This is a genomic window from Thermobacillus xylanilyticus (genome assembly GCF_907165215.1).
Classification (GTDB): Bacteria; Bacillota; Bacilli; order Paenibacillales; family Paenibacillaceae; genus Thermobacillus; species Thermobacillus xylanilyticus.
The window spans coordinates 77,527-95,887 of record NZ_CAJRAY010000024.1 but is presented as its reverse complement, the minus strand read 5'-3'; the positions used below and the strand labels follow the sequence as shown (position 1 = coordinate 95,887).

18 protein-coding genes and 1 pseudogene are annotated in these 18,361 nt (G+C 63.7%); 2 read left to right on the top strand and 17 right to left on the bottom strand.

The genetic code is table 11. From position 1 onward, the window contains the following. From KJQ12_RS05425 to KJQ12_RS05395, 7 genes are all read right to left on the bottom strand, one after another. Nucleotides 1-1,141: MFS transporter (locus KJQ12_RS05425; protein WP_213483797.1), on the bottom strand; the 1,141-nt coding region annotated here is incomplete at its 3' end. A 106-nt stretch (nucleotides 1,142-1,247) separates the two neighbouring features. After that, on the bottom strand, nucleotides 1,248-1,988 hold the full coding sequence (locus KJQ12_RS05420) for a nucleoside phosphorylase (RefSeq protein WP_213483796.1): 741 nt from the start codon (nucleotides 1,986-1,988) through the stop codon (nucleotides 1,248-1,250). A 70-nt stretch (nucleotides 1,989-2,058) separates the two neighbouring features. Further along, on the bottom strand, nucleotides 2,059-2,736 hold the full coding sequence (locus tag KJQ12_RS05415; RefSeq protein WP_408646081.1) for a sulfite oxidase-like oxidoreductase: 678 nt from the start codon (nucleotides 2,734-2,736) through the stop codon (nucleotides 2,059-2,061). A gap of 47 nt (nucleotides 2,737-2,783) precedes the next feature. Continuing rightward, nucleotides 2,784-3,698 (bottom strand): ABC transporter permease, encoded by a 915-nt coding sequence (locus tag KJQ12_RS05410; RefSeq protein WP_213483795.1) that lies wholly within the window; start codon nucleotides 3,696-3,698, stop codon nucleotides 2,784-2,786. Further along, nucleotides 3,682-4,749: an ABC transporter permease gene (locus KJQ12_RS05405; protein ID WP_425315961.1), complete on the bottom strand. Its 1,068-nt coding sequence runs from the start codon at nucleotides 4,747-4,749 to the stop codon at nucleotides 3,682-3,684. The genes KJQ12_RS05410 and KJQ12_RS05405 overlap by 17 nt, the downstream gene beginning before the upstream one ends. Continuing rightward, nucleotides 4,730-6,256, bottom strand: coding sequence for an ABC transporter ATP-binding protein (locus KJQ12_RS05400; protein ID WP_213483793.1), 1,527 nt, complete (start codon nucleotides 6,254-6,256; stop codon nucleotides 4,730-4,732). Before KJQ12_RS05400 ends, KJQ12_RS05405 begins: the two co-directional genes overlap by 20 nt. Nucleotides 6,257-6,364: 108 nt before the next feature. Next, nucleotides 6,365-7,459, bottom strand: coding sequence for a BMP family lipoprotein (locus KJQ12_RS05395; protein WP_213483792.1), 1,095 nt, complete (start codon nucleotides 7,457-7,459; stop codon nucleotides 6,365-6,367). 266 nt (nucleotides 7,460-7,725) lie between these two features. Here KJQ12_RS05395 and KJQ12_RS05390 point away from each other — a divergent pair, with 266 nt between their 5' ends. Further along, nucleotides 7,726-9,174, top strand: coding sequence for an S-layer homology domain-containing protein (locus KJQ12_RS05390; protein WP_213483791.1), 1,449 nt, complete (start codon nucleotides 7,726-7,728; stop codon nucleotides 9,172-9,174). A 119-nt stretch (nucleotides 9,175-9,293) separates the two neighbouring features. On the opposite strand, the gene KJQ12_RS05385 is transcribed toward KJQ12_RS05390, so the two are convergent. From KJQ12_RS05385 to KJQ12_RS05370, 4 genes are all read right to left on the bottom strand, one after another. Beyond that, complete coding sequence (locus tag KJQ12_RS05385; protein ID WP_213483790.1) at nucleotides 9,294-9,680, bottom strand: VOC family protein; 387 nt, start codon at nucleotides 9,678-9,680, stop codon at nucleotides 9,294-9,296. A 29-nt stretch (nucleotides 9,681-9,709) separates the two neighbouring features. Continuing rightward, nucleotides 9,710-9,988, bottom strand: a complete 279-nt coding sequence (locus KJQ12_RS05380; protein WP_213483842.1) for an ArsR/SmtB family transcription factor — start codon at nucleotides 9,986-9,988, stop codon at nucleotides 9,710-9,712. A 338-nt stretch (nucleotides 9,989-10,326) separates the two neighbouring features. After that, a complete protein-coding gene (locus tag KJQ12_RS05375) occupies nucleotides 10,327-11,151 on the bottom strand; it encodes a TrmH family RNA methyltransferase (protein ID WP_213483789.1) in 825 nt (274 codons plus the stop codon). Nucleotides 11,152-11,161: 10 nt separating this feature from the next. After that, entirely contained in the window at nucleotides 11,162-11,842 is a 681-nt protein-coding gene (locus KJQ12_RS05370; RefSeq protein ID WP_015255884.1) for a potassium channel family protein, read from the bottom strand. Between the two features lie 144 nt (nucleotides 11,843-11,986). Here KJQ12_RS05370 and KJQ12_RS05365 point away from each other — a divergent pair, with 144 nt between their 5' ends. After that, nucleotides 11,987-12,247, top strand: a complete 261-nt coding sequence (locus KJQ12_RS05365; RefSeq protein WP_015255885.1) for a small acid-soluble spore protein SspI — start codon at nucleotides 11,987-11,989, stop codon at nucleotides 12,245-12,247. Nucleotides 12,248-12,289: 42 nt separating this feature from the next. Here the strand turns inward: KJQ12_RS05365 and purD are convergent, their stop codons facing one another. The 6 genes and pseudogenes from purD to KJQ12_RS19745 form a co-directional block, all read right to left on the bottom strand. Beyond that, entirely contained in the window at nucleotides 12,290-13,567 is a 1,278-nt protein-coding gene (gene purD, locus KJQ12_RS05360) for a phosphoribosylamine--glycine ligase (protein ID WP_213483788.1), read from the bottom strand. 13 nt (nucleotides 13,568-13,580) lie between these two features. Beyond that, nucleotides 13,581-14,327 (bottom strand): IMP cyclohydrolase, encoded by a 747-nt coding sequence (locus tag KJQ12_RS05355; RefSeq protein ID WP_213483787.1) that lies wholly within the window; start codon nucleotides 14,325-14,327, stop codon nucleotides 13,581-13,583. A gap of 28 nt (nucleotides 14,328-14,355) precedes the next feature. Beyond that, nucleotides 14,356-15,543, bottom strand: coding sequence for a phosphoribosylaminoimidazolecarboxamide formyltransferase (locus KJQ12_RS05350; protein ID WP_213483786.1), 1,188 nt, complete (start codon nucleotides 15,541-15,543; stop codon nucleotides 14,356-14,358). A 385-nt stretch (nucleotides 15,544-15,928) separates the two neighbouring features. Continuing rightward, entirely contained in the window at nucleotides 15,929-16,540 is a 612-nt protein-coding gene (gene purN, locus KJQ12_RS05345; protein ID WP_213483785.1) for a phosphoribosylglycinamide formyltransferase, read from the bottom strand. Continuing rightward, nucleotides 16,540-17,583 (bottom strand): phosphoribosylformylglycinamidine cyclo-ligase, encoded by a 1,044-nt coding sequence (gene purM, locus KJQ12_RS19555; RefSeq protein WP_244860447.1) that lies wholly within the window; start codon nucleotides 17,581-17,583, stop codon nucleotides 16,540-16,542. Before purM ends, purN begins: the two co-directional genes overlap by 1 nt. A 348-nt stretch (nucleotides 17,584-17,931) precedes the next feature. Next, a pseudogene (locus KJQ12_RS19745) lies at nucleotides 17,932-18,264 on the bottom strand (reverse transcriptase domain-containing protein); the annotation flags it as partial. Between the last annotated feature and the right edge of the window lie 97 nt (nucleotides 18,265-18,361).

Below are 18,361 nucleotides of genomic sequence, written 5' to 3'. Positions count from 1 at the left end.
CAGCCATCATGGCAAGGCCCGCCGTAAACCGCATGGCGGGCGGCAGCCGCCTGAAGCCCACGCGCGCCTGCACGATGAACACCGCGACGGCGATCAGCCCGAACATGCTGAGCAGCGTGCCGCTGATCCGCGAGTCAAAGCCGAGTGCCTGGACGTGCAGCGGCAGCAGATAAGCCAGCGCCCCCTGCGAGAACATGAGGAAAAAAGCCCCCGCGAAAGACTGCAGCAATTCCCGTCTCCAGACCAGCCTTCCTCCGGCCCGGCGCTCTTCCTTGCTCCGCGCGTCTTGCTTCCGGAGAAAAATCACCGTCAGCAGGAGCAGCCCCAGCCCGAGCACAGCGACCGTGGCGAACACGAACGGGACCGACGTCCGGCTCGCCATGATGCCGCTGTACGCGGGGCCGGCGATCGCCGCAATGCCGACGAACGTCCCCGACACCGCGCTCTGGCTGCCCTGCCGATCCTTCTCCGTCACGTTCGCGAGGAACGTGAAAGCCGCGGGAACGATCAGACCGCTCACGAATCCGTGAAGGAAGCGCACCGCCACCAGTGCCGCCGGGCTTGCCACGAGACTGTACAGGAGCAGCACGCCGGAGGTCAGGGCAAGCCCCGCGGTCACCACCGGGTACGCGCCGTGGCGGTCCGTCCAGATGCCGGAGGCGAGATTGCCGAACAGATTCGTCATCGAGTACATGCCGACGGCGAGCCCCGCGACGGCCGCGCCGGCGCCGAGCGACGACGCATAGGTGCTCATGACCGGCAATTGGGTGAAAAGATCGAGAAACGCGAAGAACACCACCGCATAGACGAGCCATTTGACCGGAATCGGCCGGATCTCGAACTGATGCCGGCGGCGCCTGATCGCGCGGTCCAGCACGAAATTGCCGAACGGCACGAACGCGGCCGCCAGGCACAGCAGCGACCACAGCACGTTCCATTGCAGGCGCAATTGCGCATACAGAATCGCCAGGAGATAGAAGATGACGATGTAGCCGTGGATCGTGCCGACGATCGTGACCGCCATCGGCATGCCGGCCGCGTATTTCAGCGGCATCGCGATGCCGAGCAGCACGAGCAGCGACGTGCCGTCCGCCAGCCCGGCCGCGCGGACGACTTTGACGGGATGCAGCAGTTCTCTCAACGGTTTTCCTCTCCTCCGGTTGTTGGCGCCTTTCGCTCCTTCAATATTACCATGAAATTCGACAAAAAAGCCCGCCCCGGCCGGGGCAGGCAATGCAAGGCCAACGCTATTCGGCGGCGGCGTCCGCCGCGGCGAGCGACGCAATCGCCCGGAGCGCGGCCTCGATCTCGCGTTCCACCGCCTCCGCGACGATATTGCGGTGCGGGTCGTACGCTTCGTCGACGGTGTCCGCGTCGCCGTCCAGCGCGACGATCGCGCCGGCGCGCATGCCGCGCAGCGAAGCAATCACGTAGAGCGCGGCGATCTCCATCTCCACGGCGAGCACGCCCGCCTTCGCGTACGCGTCATGAGGCAGGTCGACGACGCCCGTGAAGAACGCGTCGAACGTCGCCGTGATCCCTTTGCCGACGGGGCCGCCGCCGAGCGCGACCGCCTCGCGGTACAGCGCCTCCGTCACGGCGCTGTCGGCGACCGCCGGAAATCCGGGCGGCACGAGCTGCTTCGTCAGCCCTTCTTCGCGCACCGCCGCGGTGCTGACGATCAGGCTGCCCGCCGGATACTCCGGCGTCAGCGACCCGGCCGTGCCGACGCGGATCACCGTCCGCACGCCGGCCCTCGCCAGTTCCTCGAAGCAGACGGCGGCGCCGGGCGAGCCGACGCCGTGGCTGACGACGGCAAGCCGGGCGCCGTTATACTTGCCGACGAACGTCCGGTATTCCCGGGCGAAGGCAAGCTCCCGCGCGTCCTCCAGTTTGCCCGCAATTTTCTCCGCGCGGAACGGGTCTCCGCAGACAAGCGCGTAATCCGGAATGTCGGCCGGTTCTACGCGCAGAATCGGCAGTTTCATCTATACGGTACCTCCCAACGGTCATGGCGCGCTGTCCGCGGCCTCTGGATCATGCAGTCGTATTTGTCCGTCAGTCGTAATCCTTGTGCATCCATTCGTCTTCCGGCATCTCAAAAGACTCGTCCGAGAACCGCTGCTCCCGGAACGGATCGGCGTAATTGTGGAAGCCTCGCTGCTCCCAGTAGCCCGGCCGGTCCTCTTTCATGAACTCGATGCCCCGCACCCATTTGGCGCTCTTCCAGAAGTAGAGATGCGGCACGATCAGACGGAGCGGCCAGCCGTGCTTCGGAGTGAGCGGCTTGCCGTCGTAGCCCCAGGCGAGGAGCACGTCATCCCGCATCAGGTCTTCGAGGGGCACATTCGTCTCGTAGTCCTGATCGGCATGGATCATGACATGGCGCGCCTCCGGCCGGACGCGGATGCCCGCCGCCGCCAGAAAATCGCGGAACCGCACGCCTTCCCATGCGGTGTCGAATTTCGACCAGCGCGTGACGCAATGAATGTCGCAGACGACGGTCGCGCGCGGCATCGCCTTCAGATCGTCCAGGCTGAACGTCCGCTCCCCGTCCACCAGGCCGAACACGCGCAGCGACCATTCCGATCCGTCCCCGTAATCCGGCACGTCGCCTTCATGCAGGATGGGGAACCGGTCCGTCAGCGTCTGCCCCGGCGGCAGCCGGTGCGCGAGTTCCGGGCTGATCCGGGCTTTCGGCGCGGGAGCGCGTTTCAGCCGTTCCGCCTTGTCCATTTTTTCCATCCGATGCGCCTCCTCTTTTTCGAAATTCGAATGTTTGCCTAGCGTCCCTCGATCCGGCCGGACTGCTGCAGATAGGCGCGGTCCTTGAAGAAAGACATGGCGGCGAGCGTCACGATATACGGCACCATCATCGTGAACTGCGTCGGCAGCGAGAAGCCTTGCAGGCGGATGCTGATCGCTTCCATGAGCCCGAACAGCAGGCTCGACAGCGTGACGCCCAGCGGATTGTTCTGCCCGAGCATGACGGCGACGAGGGCGATGAAGCCGCGGCCGGCCGTCATGTTCTCGGTGAACTGCGTCACCTGCCCGAGCGACAGCTGCGCGCCGGCCAGTCCGCACAGCACGCCGCTGGCGAGCACCGCGGCGTACCGGATGCGGTCGATCTTGATCCCCAGGCTCCGCGCTGCCGCCGGATGTTCGCCCGCGGCCAGCATCCGGAATCCCCGCACCGTGCGGAAGAAGAAAAATTGCAGCGCGAACGCCAGCACGAAGGCGAGGTAGACGAGCGGCGAGTGACCGGTCAGAATGCCGAGGAACGAGTCGCCGGAGATCTGCGGGATGTTCCATTTCGGCAGACCGGTCATATTCGGGTCATAGTATGACCCTTTGACATGGAAAATGGCGAACAAACAATACGTGGTCAGCCCCGTCGCCAGGAAGTTGAGCGCCACGCCGACGACGATCATGTTCGCGTTCAGGCTGATCGTCAGATAGGCGAGGATCAGGGACATGAGCCCCGAGCAGACGGCGGCGAACAGGACGGCCAGCCACACATTGTGGAACAGATGATTGCCGACGATGGCCGTGAACGCGCCCGTCAGCATGAGCCCTTCGAGACCGACGTTGAAAATGCCCACGCGGGCGCAGATCGCGCCGCCGAGCGCGGCCAGCAGGATCGGGGCGATCATCCGCAGCATGGAGTTGAACAGCGAGAAATCAAACAGCTGGTCCATCGGAAGACCTCGCTTTCCTGCGTTTGAAGAACGCGTACGTGAACCGGGCGGAGATGAACAGAATGATCGCCGCCTGGATGACGCTGGCAATCTCGAGCGGCACCTCGGTGTTCCGCTCCACGCCCATGCCGCCCGTCTGCAGCGCCGCCAGCAGGATGGCCGCCGCCGCCGTCCCGAGCGGATGCGATCCGGCGAGCAATGCCGCCATGATGCCCGACCAGGCATAGCCGGGGGCGGTCAGCGCGTTGTCGATGTAGCGGTATTGCGTGCCGAGCACCTCGACGGCGCCGGCGAGTCCGGCGAAGCCGCCGCTGGCCAGCATGGCGGCCATCATCAGCCGGCCGCGGCGGACGCCGCCGTATATGGCGAACAGCGGATTGCTGCCGTGCATCCGGAGATGATAGCCGGCGATCGTATGGCGGAGGAACAGGAACAGCACCACGGCCGCCGCCGCCGCGATGATGAAGCCCGCGTGCACGCTCATGCCCTTGAACAGCTTCGGCAGCCATACCGCCCTGTCCAACATGTTCGTCTGGTTGATCGCGGCGCTGCCCGACGTATCCTTCAGCGGGAAGCTGACGAAATAGCTGGCCAGATACACCGCGATATAGTTCAGCAGCAGCGTCGTAATGAGCAGATTCATACGGAACCGGAGATCGAGCCAGCCGGCAAACAGCGACCAGGCGCCGCCGGCAACGATGCCTGCGGCAAGCGCGGCGATCATGCGCATTTCCGGCGGTGCCGGCAGATAGAGCGCGGTGACCGCGGCGGCCAGGGCGCCGAGCAGAAGCTGGCCTTCGGCGCCGAGGTTGAAGAACCCGGCGCGGAAGGCGAGCGCCACGCCGAGGCCGATCAGCATGATCGGGGTTGCCCGCGCCAGCGTGTTCATCGCGTAGTAGAAGCTGCCGAACGCGCCCTTCCACATCTCCGCGTACGTCTCGGCCACCGAGCCGCCGACGGCCAGAATCGCGACGGCTCCGGCGGCGAGGCCGAGCAGCAGGGCCGCAAGCGGATGAATCCATTCGCGCAGACTACGTGTGATGAGCTGCATGAGCCGCATCGGCCGTCACCCCCGCCATCAGCATGCTGATTCCCTCTTCCGTCGCTTCTTCGGCCGCAAGCTCGCCGGCGATCCGCCCTTCGAACAGGACGATGATCCGGTCGGAAAGCTTCAAAATTTCCGTCAGTTCGGAGGATACGAGCAGAATGCCGCTGCCTTCGTCACGCCGCTTCATCAACTCGCCGTGGATGATCTCCATGGCGCCGATGTCGACGCCGCGCGTCGGTTCGGCGGCGATGACCAGCGGCGAGCCGTGCGCCAGCTCGCGCGCCGCGATCAGTTTCTGCAGATTGCCGCCCGACAGCTGCCCCGCCTTCACATCCGGCGATCCCGCCTTGATCTTGAAACCGGCGATCCAGGACTCGGCCAGCTTGCGTATGCGGCCGCGCAGCAGGATGCCGGATCGACCGGCGCGCGCCGTATGGCCCATCGCCGCGTTGTCGGCGATGCACTCCTCCTTCGCGCACCCCCACTGATAGCGGTCTTCGGGAATATGGGCGAGCCCCTGCCGGCGGATTTCCCGGACATCGGCGCCGGAGATGTCGCGCCCGCACAGCTTGACCGCTCCGGCGTCAATGCGCCGCAGGCCGGCGATCGCCTGGATCAGTTCGGACTGGCCGTTGCCGGAAATGCCTGCCACACCGACAATTTCGCCCGCCCGGACACTGAACGACACGTTATCGACGAGCGGCTTCGTCTTGCCGCGGCCGGCGCGGATCGTGAGGCCTTCCACCTCGAGCACCGGTTCGCCCGGCTTGGCCGGCCGCTTGTCGAACGGGACGAGCTCGCGCCCGACCATCAGGCGGGACAGCTCCTCGACGTTCGTGTCGGCGGCGCGCACCGTCGCGGTGACGCGGCCGTCGCGCAGCACGGTGATGCGGTCGGCGGCATCCATCACTTCCTGCAGTTTGTGCGTGATCAGGATGAAGCTTTTGCCCTTGCGCGCCAGCTCGCGGATCGCCGCGAGCAGCTCCTTCACTTCCAGCGGCGTCAGCACGGCCGACGGCTCGTCCAGAATGATGATGTCCGCGCCCTGGTACAGCACCTTCAAAATTTCGACCCGCTGCTGGATTCCGACCGGACAATCGGCGACCCGGCGATGCGGATCGACGGGCATGCCGTATTCGGCGGACAGCCGGGCCACCTCTTCGGCCGCCTTCTTCCGGTCGAACAGCATGCCGGAGGCCGGTTCCCGGCCGATGACGATGTTCTCCGCCACGGTGAACGAGGGAAACAGCATGAAGTGCTGGTGCACCATCCCGATCCCCGCGCGGATCGCGTCCTCCGGCGAGCGGAACGACTGCTCCTGTCCGCGGAGCCGGATCGTGCCGGATGTCGGCGTCTCCTCGCCGTAGAGAATGCGCATCAGCGTCGTCTTGCCCGCGCCGTTCTCGCCGACCAGCGCATGCACTTCGCCGGCTTCGAGCGTAAAGTCAACGCCCGCGTTGGCCGTGACGTCGCCGTATATCTTGGTGATCTTCTCCATCTGCAGCAGCATGCCGCTTCCCCTTCCGTCATGCGGTATGTTCCTCAATAACACGTACAGCAGCCGGCTGCGTCCCGGCAGCCGGCTGCTAGCGTATGAAACACCGTATCGTCAGATGCTTTACTGCTGTTCGAGGGGATTGATGACCGTAATCGCGCCCGAAACGATGTCGTCGCGGATCTTCTTCAGCGTCTCGACGTTCTCCTGGCCGAGCGCGTCGCTGAGCGGCGACGGCGACTCCGCCGTGACGAACGTCAGGCCGACGCCGTTCTCCTTAAGGCCGTAGTTGACCGTGCCGAACGTGAAGTTGCCTTGTGCGAAGTCCTTCACCGTCTCGTAGACGACCGTATCGGTTTCTTTCAGTTGGGACAGAATGATGTGCTCCGGATCTTCGACCGTGCGGTCGACGTCCTGGCCGGAAGTCAGGAAGCCCTTCTCTTTCGCCGCTTCGAAGACGCCGTTGTCGCTGACGGCCGACATGCCGGCGATGAAGTCTGCGCCTTGCTCATATTGCAGCAGCGCCAGTTCCTTCGCCTTCGCCGGATCGGTGAAGTTGCCGACATAGTTGACCAGGAATTTCGCGTCCGGATTCGTATGTTTGAGCCCTTGCTCGAAACCGCTCGTATATTTGCTGAGCAGCGGGATGTCCATGGCCACGACCGCGCCGACCGTGTTGGTCTTCGTGACAAGACCGGCGGCAGCACCAAGCAGGTAAGCGGCTTCGTGCTCGCGGAACTCGATGCTGCGGACATTCGGCGCGTCAAACGCCTGGTCGATGATGGCGAACGGCTTGTCCGGATTTTCGGCGGCCACTACCGTCAGCGCATCGACCGCGGTGAAGCTGCTCGTAATGATCAGGTCGTAATTGTCGGCGACGGCGGCGCGCAGATTTTGCTCGAATGCGGCCGGGTCCGTCGATTCGATCGTCTTGACCTCGACGCCGAACTCTTCGGCGGCTTGATTCAGCCCGTCCACCATTTGGGTAAAGAACGCGTTGACGCCGATCTTCTCCGGCAGCACGAGCGCGACGCGTTTCTTCGGACCTTCCGTGTCACCTCCGACGTTGTCCGCGCCCGCACCTGCATTGGCGTTCTGCGCATTGCTTCCATTGTTTCCTTCGCTGTTTCCGTTATTTCCGCTATTTCCGCCGCCGCAGGCCGCGAGAAGCGAGACGACCAGCACGGCAAGCAGCACCAGTAAGGACGCTCTTTTCACGACAGGTTCTCTCCATTTCAAAATGTTTGTCAGTTTAATCCTAGGGACTGGCTCAGGCTTTGTCAATGGAAAAGCGCGATATTGTCGAAAAATGTCGTCGATTCCGGCACGATTTCCCGCCTCAGTCGCACTCAGCCCGGAAATAAGCGCAACGATTGCCTTTATTCCGTCTTGACAGCCGTTCCAATCCTCTGCTAGGATTAACCCGATTTTACATACTATTTTACTAGGATTTATCATCCGAATCAACCCGAGGAGGTACCGCCATGTCCATCCGACTTCACCAACTGGTCCGCAGGCTGCTGCCCGCTTCGCTGGCCGCCGTCCTGCTGCTGTCCGTCCCGGCCGTTTCCGCCGCCGGCGGCGTGTCCGCCGTCTCCGGGTCCGGCAGCACCGCCGTCTCCACAGCCGCTCAGGGCCTGGCACAGGAAACCGCCGCAGACTATGCGCTGTTCCTGAAAGACAAGTTCGGCATCGCATTCGGCGACGCCCCCACGAAAGGCGACTTCATCGCCGCGACGGCCGCAGCGCTCCGGCTGGAGACCGGCGAAGACGCCGAAACCGCCGACGGAGCCGAAGCTGCCGCAGCCGCCGATGACGCCGTCTTCGACGACGTTCCGGCTTCCAGCGTCTACTATGCGGCGGCCGCCGCGCTGTACAGGGAAGGCATCATCTCCGGCGGCACGGTGAACCCGCAGGCGCCGCTGACGGCGATCAACGCCGCGCAGATCGCGGTCAAGGCGGCCGGCCTGAAGGAACTGGCCTACACCTACCCCGCGGACAAGGCAGATCGGACGCTGGCGCCGTTCAACCTGAGCGCCGCGCTGCTGGGGCTGCAGGGCGCGCAGGAACTCGCCGCCGCCATCGACACCGGCCTCGTGCCGGCGGACCATTACGACCTGATCCGCGAGCGCGGAACGGCGACCGCCGAGTATGCCGCCGTCCTGCTGGGCAAGACGCTCGAGAGCCGCGGCGCGTACAAACGGTACATCGGCTGGGTGAGCGACGACAACATCCTGAACGAACTGCTGAACGCATATCAGGCGAGCGTCATCGTCAAGGCTCCGGAACTTCAAGCCATCGGCGACCGGGCGCTCGAGGAGAACCTCGTCACCGGCTACACGATCCGCGACTCGCGGTACGAGAGCAACTTCATCGACGAGCTGACGATTACGTATGCCCATTCCGACATCCGGCACGCGCTGCAGCTCATCGCCCTGCTGCGCAGCGAAGGCATCGACGCCAAGGTGCAGTACGAGCCGCGCACGTCCGCCTTCGTCTACCTGAAAGAATGGGGCGATCCCGGCGAATCCGAGTACTACGAAGTCCGGCAGATCGCCAACGGCAACTACATCGAATACGCCAAGGAATACGAACTGATCTTCGAATTCCGCAATACCGCGGACCGCGACCGGTTCGACGCCATCATCCTGGCGTACGCGAAGAAGAACGAAGACGATCAGCCGGGATTGATTTACGGCTCGTGGTGGCAGCCGCTGTACTATTCGAATGTGCGACCGGCGGGCGACTACAGGCTGATTGCCAACAACAAGCTGTCCGACGGGCGGTACTACCTGGAGTCGTTCTCGCTCATCGACCAGGCCGATGACATCGCCGAGGCTTACAGCACCGACGATCCGGACATCACGTACTCGACCTACACGTTCTGGGTCAACGCGGCGTTCTACCGGTACCTGAACGGCGAATCGAAATAACGGCCACGATGAAAGGCCGTCTCCCCGCGAGACGGCCTTCATTTTCCGGTTGTTTCGGCTTATCCAGAAACAGGATGATGAACGGACTCGTTCAACGCATCATCCCGTTCTTTTGTGCTTCAATTGTTCTGGACCATCTGAATCAGGTTGCCGCAGGTGTCGTCGAAGACGGCAACCGTCACATTGCCCATGGTCGTCGGCGCCATCGTAAACGTCACGCCCGCTTCGACCAGCCGCTGATACTCCGCTTGGATGTCATCCACCCCGAACATCGTCGCCGGAATGCCGTCGGCGAAGATCTTCTTCTGATACGACTTTGCTGCGGGATGCTCGTTCGGTTCCAGCAGCAGCTCGACGCCGTCCGGCTGCTCGGGCGACACCAGCGTGATCCACCGGTGCTTGCCCATCGGGACGTCATGCTTCTTGACGAAGCCGAGTTTCCCGGTGTAGAACTCCAGGGCCCGCTCCTGATCCTCGACGAAAATGCTGGTCACCACGATCTTCATCCCAATTCCTCCATGTCCAAAATGCCGCGTCAGTCGAGCCAGCCCTTGAGCAGGTCCCTGAGCGGCTCCCGGTTGAACCGGATCATGCGATACTTTCCTCTTCGGACGGATTGCACGAGCCCCGCTTCCTCCAGCACGGCGAGATGCTTCGCGATGCCCTGCCGCGTGATGGACAGATTGTGCTTCATGATGAGCCGCGTCGTCAGCTCGAACAGCGTCATTTCGCTTCGCTCGGCCAGCTCATCCAGGATGATCCGCCGGGTCGGATCGCCCAGCGCTTTGAAGACGGCGTCCCTGTTGTCCTTTATCATACCCGCATTATATGCAACTTATTAGTTGCATGTCAAGCCTAACAAGCAGCCGACGGATGGGCCCGACATCACTCCTGCATGCCGATGCGGAAGGCAGCAGACCGTAACGAAACGGAGAAACGTTATATGCCCAAAAAACAGCCTGCCCGCATCTCTAACGAAACCGGGACACGCTATTCAACGTTCGGGGCGGCGTTTCGGACGGAAATCCATATCATAACGTGTCTCTGTTTCGTTAGTATTCGCCATGATCGCATTTCGCCGAAATAACGTTGCTGAGTTTCGTTACGGCCGCCAGCATCCGATTGGAATCCGCCGCTTACAGCCGTCAGAGATCATGACCGCCGTTCGGGATCAAAATACCGCTGCCGCATCGCCTCGTACATCAGCACCGCCCCCGCCATCGCCACGTTGAGCGACTCCGCCTGCCCGCGCATCGGGATAAGCACATGCGCGTCCACAAGCGCGGAGACGGCCGGGGAGAGCCCGTTCGACTCGTTGCCGAGCAGGAGCCAGCAGGCGGGCCGCCAGTCGAACGCGTAGCACGACTGGCGCGCGTCGAGGCTGGCGCCGACGAGCCGGGCGCCGCGCCGCTTCGCTTCCGGCAGCAGCTCGGCCAGATCGCCTTCCACCACCGGCAGATGGAACAGCGAGCCCATCGTCGAGCGGACCGTCTTCGGGTTGTACGGATCGACCGAGCCGCGGCCGAGCACGACGGCGTCGGCGCCGACCGCGTCGGCGGCGCGGATCAGCGTGCCCGCGTTGCCCGGGTCGCGCACGCCGTCGAGGGCGACGACGAAGCCGCCTTCCCTAAGCAGCGCGTCATGTCCATATCGCGGCTTCGTGACGACGGCGAACACCGGCGGCGGCGTGTCCGTGCCGGTGCACTTCGCCATGACGGACGCCGGGAGCGCGTAAACCGGCGTCCGCTCCGGCAGGCGCGCGCCCGCCAGTTCCTCCGGCCAGCCGCGTTCGTCGTCGACGGCGATCGCCTCGATCGAGACGAGCCCCTCCGCCTTGAGCGCCTCCTGCAGCAGATGGACGCCTTCGATAAGAAACGTGCCGGTGCGGTCGCGGTGTTTTTTCTCGAGGAGGGACGCCCATGCTTTCACCTTCGGATTCTGCGCCGACGTGATCGGGATCAGGTTGATGTCCGCCATGCCGCTCCTCTCACTTCCCGTTGTCCGCATAGTGCCGCTCGAGCCGCGCCAGATCGCCGTTCTTCCCGACGATGACGAGGATGTCGCCCTCGCGGATCGAATCTTCCGCGTTCGGCGCAATGTTCATCCGTCCCCCGGTCTTGATCGCCATGACGTTGCATCGGAACCGGGCGCGGATGTCGAGCTGCTTCAGATTTTTGCCGACCATGACCGGAGGGGCCTCCAGCTCCACAATGCTGTAATCGTCCGACAACTCGATGAAATCGAGCAGGTTCGGCAAAATCAGGTTGTGGGCGACGCGCTGCCCCATGTCCCGCTCGGGGAAAATCACCTTGTCCGCGCCGATCTTGCTCAGCACCTTGCCGTGCAGCTCATTCTGCGCCTTCGCGATGATGTACGGGACGCCGAGCTCCTTCAGAATGATCGTTGTCAGGATGCTCGCCTGGATGTCCTGTCCGATCGCGACGACGACGACATCGAAATTGCGGAGGCCGAGCGCACGCAGCGCCTCCTCGTCGGTCGAGTCGGCCGCCACCGCGTGGGTGACCTTGTTCACCACGTCCTGGATGCGCGCGCCGCTGACGTCAATCGCGAGCACCTCGTAGCCGAGCCGCGCAAGCGACTGGGCGACGCTGGTGCCGAAACGGCCCATGCCGATGACCGCGAACTGTTTTTTCGCCGCCTTGGCCATATCGAAATAAGCTCCTTCCTTCCGGCAGTTGTCACACCTAAGCAATATGTCCCATTATAGCACAGCGCATGGGCGGCGTGAGGATGAACAGGCCCCGCGCCGGGCATAGTAATGGGGAACTTCTCGCTCTCGGGGGGATTACGCGTGAACACGCTCAATCTGCGTCAGGCGATCATCCAGCGGGTGCATGACAAATCGTCCGAAGATCTGCTCGACATCATCGACAGCTCGGTCGGGGCGGATGAACGGACGCTGCCGGGTCTCGGCGTGCTTTTTGAGCTGATCTGGCAGGATACCTCTCCGGACGGCCGCCAGCAAATGGTGGAAACGCTGCACAATCATCTGGCTGCCATTCCCGCGCCGCTGCAAACAACCTCACCGCAAAACCGCACCCGCAAAACGTAAAAAAGCGGGAAGCCTTGAGCATCCGCTTCCCGCCTTGACCGTTCAGCCTTTCATCGCACCCAGCGCTTTCGCCGCAATGTCTTTCCGATAGTGCATGCCCTCAAACCGGATCTGACTGCATGCTTCATACGCCCGGTTCCGCGCTTCTTCGATGTCCCGGCCCCGGCCGACGACGCCGAGCACCCGGCCGCCGGACGTCACAATGCCGCCGTCCTGAAGCGCCGTTCCCGCGTGGAAGACAAGCGCGCCGGCCGCTTCCGCCCGGTCGATGCCTTCGATCGGCCGCCCTTTCGGGTAGGAGCTCGGGTACCCTTCCGATGCCAGAATGACGCAGACAGCCGCCTCGTCGCTCCACTCGATCGCGATCTGATCGAGTTTTCCGTCCATCGCCGCGAGGATGATGTCCAGCAGGTCGGTCTTGAGCCGCGGCAGCACGACCTGCGTCTCGGGGTCGCCCATCCGGGCGTTGAACTCGATCACCTTCGGTCCGTCCTTCGTCACCATCAGCCCGGCAAAAAGCACCCCGCGGAACGGCCGACCTTCCTTCACCATCGCAGCCGCCGTCGGTTTGATGATGCGTTCGACCGCTTCGTCCATGATGGCCGGATCGATATGCGGCAGCGGCGTGTACGTGCCCATGCCGCCCGTGTTCGGCCCCTTGTCGCCGTCGAACACCGGCTTGTGGTCCTGCGCCGGCACCATCGGCCGCACCGCCAACCCGTCGACGAACGACAGGATCGACATCTCCTGCCCCTCGAGGAACTCCTCGATGACCACCTTCGTGCCGGATGCGCCGAATACCTTGTCGATCATCATGCCGCGCAAGGCCGCTTCCGCTTCTTCCATCGTGCGCGCGACCGTGACGCCTTTGCCGGCGGCGAGGCCGTCCGCCTTCACGACGATCGGCGGCTGCTGCTGCCGCAGATACGCCAGCGCCGTCTCGTAATCGTCGAACGTCTCGTACCGTGCGGTCGGGATGTTGTATTTTCGCAGCAGGCTTTTCATGAAAATCTTGCTGCCCTCGATCTCCGCCGCCGCCTTGTTCGGACCGAACGCCGGGATGCCCGCAGCCTCGAACGCGTCGACGATGCCCGCCGCCAGCGGGTCGTCCGGGCCGACGACGACGAGGTCGATCGCCCGCTCCTTCGCGAATTGGACGAGCTTGTCGAAATCCATGACGCCAATCGACACGCATTCGGCGATTTTGGCGATGCCCGCGTTGCCCGGCGCGCAGTAGAGCTTCGACACCTTGCTGCTCCCCGCCAGCGACCAGACGATGGCGTGCTCGCGCCCGCCGCCGCCGATGACCAGAATGTTCACCGCGTGAGCCTCCTTATGCCTTGTTCCGGATCGTGATCACCGCTTCGCCGCCGTCAATCGGAATCGTCTTCACGAGCAGCGAGATGCGGTTCTCTTCGTCGAGCCGCTGCCAGTAGTAGTCAAGGGTTTGATTGGCGTCGTCGAACAGCGGCACGAGCTTCGGCTCGCCTTCGAAGGACGGCAGCGGATTGCCGTCGCCCTGATACGTGTGGATGAGATGGCCGAAGCCCGCGAGCGGCTGCTCGTACGTGAAGAAATGCCGCTGCGCGAGCGCCTCGCTGCCGCGGTTTGACTTCAGAATCGCCAGCTTGTAGGCGGCGGATTTGTCGCCCGGCTGGACGATGCCGGAAATGCGCGGCGTGAAGTTCGGCGCGTCCGGCTCGAACGTGCGCGTGCGGAGCGCGTCTTCGAACGTGCCGCCGCTTGCGATGGCGTCCGCAATCGTGTCGGTCTGGTCGCCGTTCGTCACGATGTGGGCACCGCCGGATTGCCTTACCGGGTAGTAAATGATGAGCGAAGGGTCTGTCAGCTTCGCCGGATCGCGCGCCTCGGTGCGGACGCTGCCGTCTTCCTCGAGGACGAAGATCCGGTTGCGGCTGTTCTCGCTCCGCCCCATGATCCAATACACTTGCACCAGCCGGGTGCCGTCCGGCGTCATGCCGATGATGATGCCGCGGCCCGGATAGCGGTTGCTCCTCAGCGCTTCGGCGTTCGCTTCCGCTTCCGCCTTCAGGTTGTCGAGATTGGTGATGGTGGTCATTGTGCCGCTTTCTCCCTTCGTGGCGGAATCAGTGGTGGAACAGCCGGACGCCGGAATACACCATAACCATGCCGTATTCGTTCGCCGCCTTCACGACTTCTTCGTCGCGCAGCGAGCTGCCGGCCTGGATGACGTATTTCACGCCGCTGCGGCTCGCCCGGTCGAGGTTGTCGCGGAACGGCAGGAACGCATCGGAACCGTAGGAAACGTTCTTCAGCCCCTTGAGCCATTCGCGCTTCTCTTCCGGCGTCAGGCGCGGCGGCACTTCTTCGAAGCATTGCTCCCAGCTCTTCTGTTCCACCGGCGTCAGCACGTCCTCAAGCCACAGGTCGATCGCATTGTTCTGCTCGGCGCGGGACAGGCCCGGGCGGAATTTCATGTTCAGCGCGGTCGGATGCTGGCGCAGATACCAGCGGTCCGCCTTGTCGCCGGCGAGGCGCGTGCAGTGGATGCGCGACTGCTGGCCGGCGCCGATGCCGATCGTCTGGCCGTCCAGCGCGTAGCAGATGGAGTTCGACTGCGTATATTTCAGCGTCACGAGGGCGACGAGCAGATCGCGCTTCGCGCTCTCCGGCAGCTCCTTGTTCTCCGTCACGATCGTCTCGAAAACGGAATCGTCGATCGCCGCGTCGTTCCGTTCCTGCTGCATCGTCAGGCCGAAGACGGTGCGTGTCTCAATCGGGTCGGGCACGTAGTCGGGATCGATCTCGAGGATGAGGAATTTGCCGCCCTTTTTCTCCTTCAGGATGGCCAGTGCTTCCTCGGTGTATCCCGGCGCCACGACGAGGTCGGACACTTCGCGCTTCAGCAGCTTCGCCGTCGGCACGTCGACGATGTCGCTCAGCGCGGCCGCGTCGCCGAAGGACGACATCCGGTCCGCGCCGCGTGCCCGCGCGTAGGCGGTCGCCAGCTCCGACAGTTCCATCCCGTCGACGAAGTACGCCTTCGCCAGTTCCGGCGTCAGCGGCGAATAGACGGCGGCGCCGGCCGGGCTGACGTGCTTGAACGACGCGGCGGCCGGCAGGCCCGTCGCCTTGCGCAGCTCGCGCACAAGCTGGAACGCGTTCAGCGCGTCGAGCAGGTTGATGAAGCCGGGCTCGCCGTTCAGCACCCGGATCGGCAGCGGCTTGCCGCCGTTCGTCAGCTTCGCCTGCTTCTGGTGCGGGTTCATCCCGTACCGGAGGTTCAGTTCGTAAATTTCGCTCATCGTCCCCATCCTTATCCTTGGGTTTTGCCGGGCGGATCCGCTGCCGCCCCGCGATGCGGATCAGCAGGCGCCCGTTCGTTTGGTTTCGATGCCATGCCCGTCACGGTATCGGCTGTTAACGGCATCCCGTGCCGTTAACGCTTGCCAGCGCGGAGCGGCGCGGTGATTTAACGGCACAAGGTGCCGTTATTGGGCGGCATGAGGCCGTCTTGGCGGCCGATGACGGCAATTAACGGCATCCCGTGCCGTTATTGACGGTCCGCACATGTTGTTGCGGCGAATTAACGGCACGTCGTGCCGTTGCAGGCGGCATTCGACCGCCGGGGCCGCCCTTATCTGCGGCTGCTAACGGAACACAGTTCCGTTGCAGCCGGCTTTCAACCGCCCCGCACGCTCAAGATTCGATCGTCACTTGCCGTCCGTTCAGCCGGATGCGGCCTTCCGCGAAGTGCTGCACGACCTCAAGCAGCAGCCGGTGCTCGATCGGGTGGATGCGCGCCGCCAGCGTCTCCTCGGTGTCGCCCGGCTCCACCGCCAGCGCCTCCTGCGCGATGATCGGCCCGCTGTCGAGCCCGCCGTCGACGAAGTGGACGGTTGCGCCGGTCACCTTCACGCCGTATGCGAGCGCCTGTCCGATGCCGTTCAGGCCGGGAAACGCCGGCAGCAGCGACGGGTGGACGTTGATCATCCGCCCGTAGTAGGCGTCCACGAGCACCGGCGTCACGATCCGCATGTAGCCGGCCAGCACGACCAGCTCGACGCCGCGGCGCTTCAGCTCGATCAGAATTTCGCGTTCGCACGCTTCGCGCGACGGATATTCGCGCGGCCGGATCACGTACGTCTCGATGCCGGCCGCTTCCGCCCGCTTGATGACCGGCGCGCTCGGCTTGTCGCAGACGAGCAGCCGGATGTCGGCGTCGATCCGCCCGTCCCGCGCGCCGTCGGCGAGCGCCTGGAAGTTCGAGCCGTTGCCGGACGCGAAGACGGCTACCTTGAGCTTCGCCATTACACGTCAGCTCCCGTGAACGTCACGATGCGGCTGCCCGGCGTCACCGTGCCGATCCGGTACGCTTCGACGCCTTGCTCCGCGAGCGTCCGGACCGCTTCGTCCGCCTGATCCGCGGGCACGACGGCGACCATGCCAATGCCCATGTTGAACGTCGTGAACATGTCGCGGTTCGAGATCTTGCCCCGCTCCTGCAGCAGCTTGAAGATCGGGAGCACCGGCCATGAGCCGTATCCGATCTCGACGTTCACGCCCTCGGGCAGCACGCGCGGGATATTCTCGATGAACCCGCCGCCCGTAATGTGCGCGAGGCCCTTCACTTCCACGCGCTCGATCAACTTGAGCACCGGCTTTACATAGAGCCGCGTCGGCTCGAGCAGCACGTCGCCGAGCCTTGCGCCGCCAAGTTCTGGCAGCATGTCATGCAGCGAAAGGCCGCTGTCTTTGAGCAGCACCTTGCGCACAAGCGAGAAACCGTTGCTGTGCACGCCGCTCGACGCGAGCCCGATGACCGCGTCGCCCGGCTTGATGCTTGCGCCGTCGATGATGCGCTTGCGGTCGACGATGCCGACGGCGAAACCGGCGATGTCGTACTCGTCCTCGCCGTACATGCCCGGCATCTCGGCCGTCTCGCCGCCGATCAGGGCGCAGCCGGACTGCTCGCAGCCGTCGGCGATGCCCTTCACGATCGCCTCGATGCGCTCGGGCACGACCTTGCCGCAGGCGAGGTAGTCGAGGAAGAACAGCGGTTCCGCGCCCTGCACCACGATGTCGTTCACGCACATCGCCACCGCGTCGATGCCGATCGTATCGTGCTTGTCCATCGCGAACGCGAGCATCAGCTTCGTGCCGACGCCGTCCGTGCCGGAGACGAGCACCGGTTCCTCATATTTCTGCAGATTCAGGCCGAACAGCGCGCCGAACCCGCCGAGCCCGGTCAGCACCTCGGGGCGGAATGTCCGCGCCACATGCTTCTTCATTCGCTCGACCGCTTCATTGCCCGCCGCGATGTCGACGCCGGCTTGTTTGTACGCTTCCGACACCAGGGTCACTCCTTCGCAATTGTTGGTCCCGTCCCGGCCTGCACGGGGCTGAACGGGAAGCGGCTCCGCTCCGGATGATGGACGCCTGGCGGTATGGGTCCCTCCCGTCGCACCGTCCGGACCGGAGCAATGTAGAGTAAAGGGCTGGGGGACCAGCCCCTCCTCATCAAACCGTACAAGCGGTTTTCCCGCATACGGCTTTCCGACGTTCTTCACCTTGCGCAATACGTACTTCGCCACGTGGTTGCGGACCGCAGTCTGGCTTCCCTCAGGATCTCGTAGAAGCGGGATCGTCTCAGCGACCACTTCTTGTACTTCTTCCGGCAGAAGATCATGAGTGTTCAGGTAGATATTGGCCAACAGCGGCGAAATGACACCGCCCTGCGGGCTCCCGATGTCGGATTCATGAAACTGATCATCTTTCATGACCCCCGCTTTCAGCCACCCGCGAATCAGTTTGAGCATCTTTCGGTCTGACACCCGCATCTCCACAAGTTTCATCAGCTTCTCATGCGAGATGTTGTCGAAGTACCCCTTGATGTCGACGTCCACCACCCAGTACACCTGACCATTGTTCACGGCGCTTCCTTTGTTGGCCTTTACCTGATTCCACGCGCTGCGATGCCTGGCTTGGCCAGGCGCACAAGCGAAAGATCCACGCTTATTCTTCCATTTTTTCAATTCTCACCCGAAATAGAGGAAATTTCTTCGTCTATTCCGGCAAATTCACCCGAAAACGGCCGTTCACAGCCGTTCACAGCACTAGCGTTGCACTAAA

Excerpts from the sequence above, each read along its gene's own strand:
- KJQ12_RS05415 (WP_408646081.1), bottom strand. The coding sequence starts at position 2,736 with ATGGACAAGGCGGAACGGCTGAAACGCGCTCCCGCGCCGAAAGCCCGG.
- KJQ12_RS05405 (WP_425315961.1), bottom strand. The coding sequence starts at position 4,749 with ATGCAGCTCATCACACGTAGTCTGCGCGAATGGATTCATCCGCTTGCG.
- KJQ12_RS05375 (WP_213483789.1), bottom strand. The coding sequence starts at position 11,151 with ATGGCGGACATCAACCTGATCCCGATCACGTCGGCGCAGAATCCGAAG.
- KJQ12_RS05420 (WP_213483796.1), bottom strand. The coding sequence starts at position 1,988 with ATGAAACTGCCGATTCTGCGCGTAGAACCGGCCGACATTCCGGATTAC.
- KJQ12_RS05400 (WP_213483793.1), bottom strand. The coding sequence starts at position 6,256 with ATGCTGCTGCAGATGGAGAAGATCACCAAGATATACGGCGACGTCACG.
- KJQ12_RS05410 (WP_213483795.1), bottom strand. The coding sequence starts at position 3,698 with ATGGACCAGCTGTTTGATTTCTCGCTGTTCAACTCCATGCTGCGGATG.
- purN (WP_213483785.1), bottom strand. The coding sequence starts at position 16,540 with ATGGCGAAGCTCAAGGTAGCCGTCTTCGCGTCCGGCAACGGCTCGAAC.
- KJQ12_RS05355 (WP_213483787.1), bottom strand. The coding sequence starts at position 14,327 with ATGACCACCATCACCAATCTCGACAACCTGAAGGCGGAAGCGGAAGCG.
- KJQ12_RS05385 (WP_213483790.1), bottom strand. The coding sequence starts at position 9,680 with ATGAAGATCGTGGTGACCAGCATTTTCGTCGAGGATCAGGAGCGGGCC.
- KJQ12_RS05370 (WP_015255884.1), bottom strand. The coding sequence starts at position 11,842 with ATGGCCAAGGCGGCGAAAAAACAGTTCGCGGTCATCGGCATGGGCCGT.
- KJQ12_RS05390 (WP_213483791.1), top strand. The coding sequence starts at position 7,726 with ATGTCCATCCGACTTCACCAACTGGTCCGCAGGCTGCTGCCCGCTTCG.
- KJQ12_RS05350 (WP_213483786.1), bottom strand. The coding sequence starts at position 15,543 with ATGGGGACGATGAGCGAAATTTACGAACTGAACCTCCGGTACGGGATG.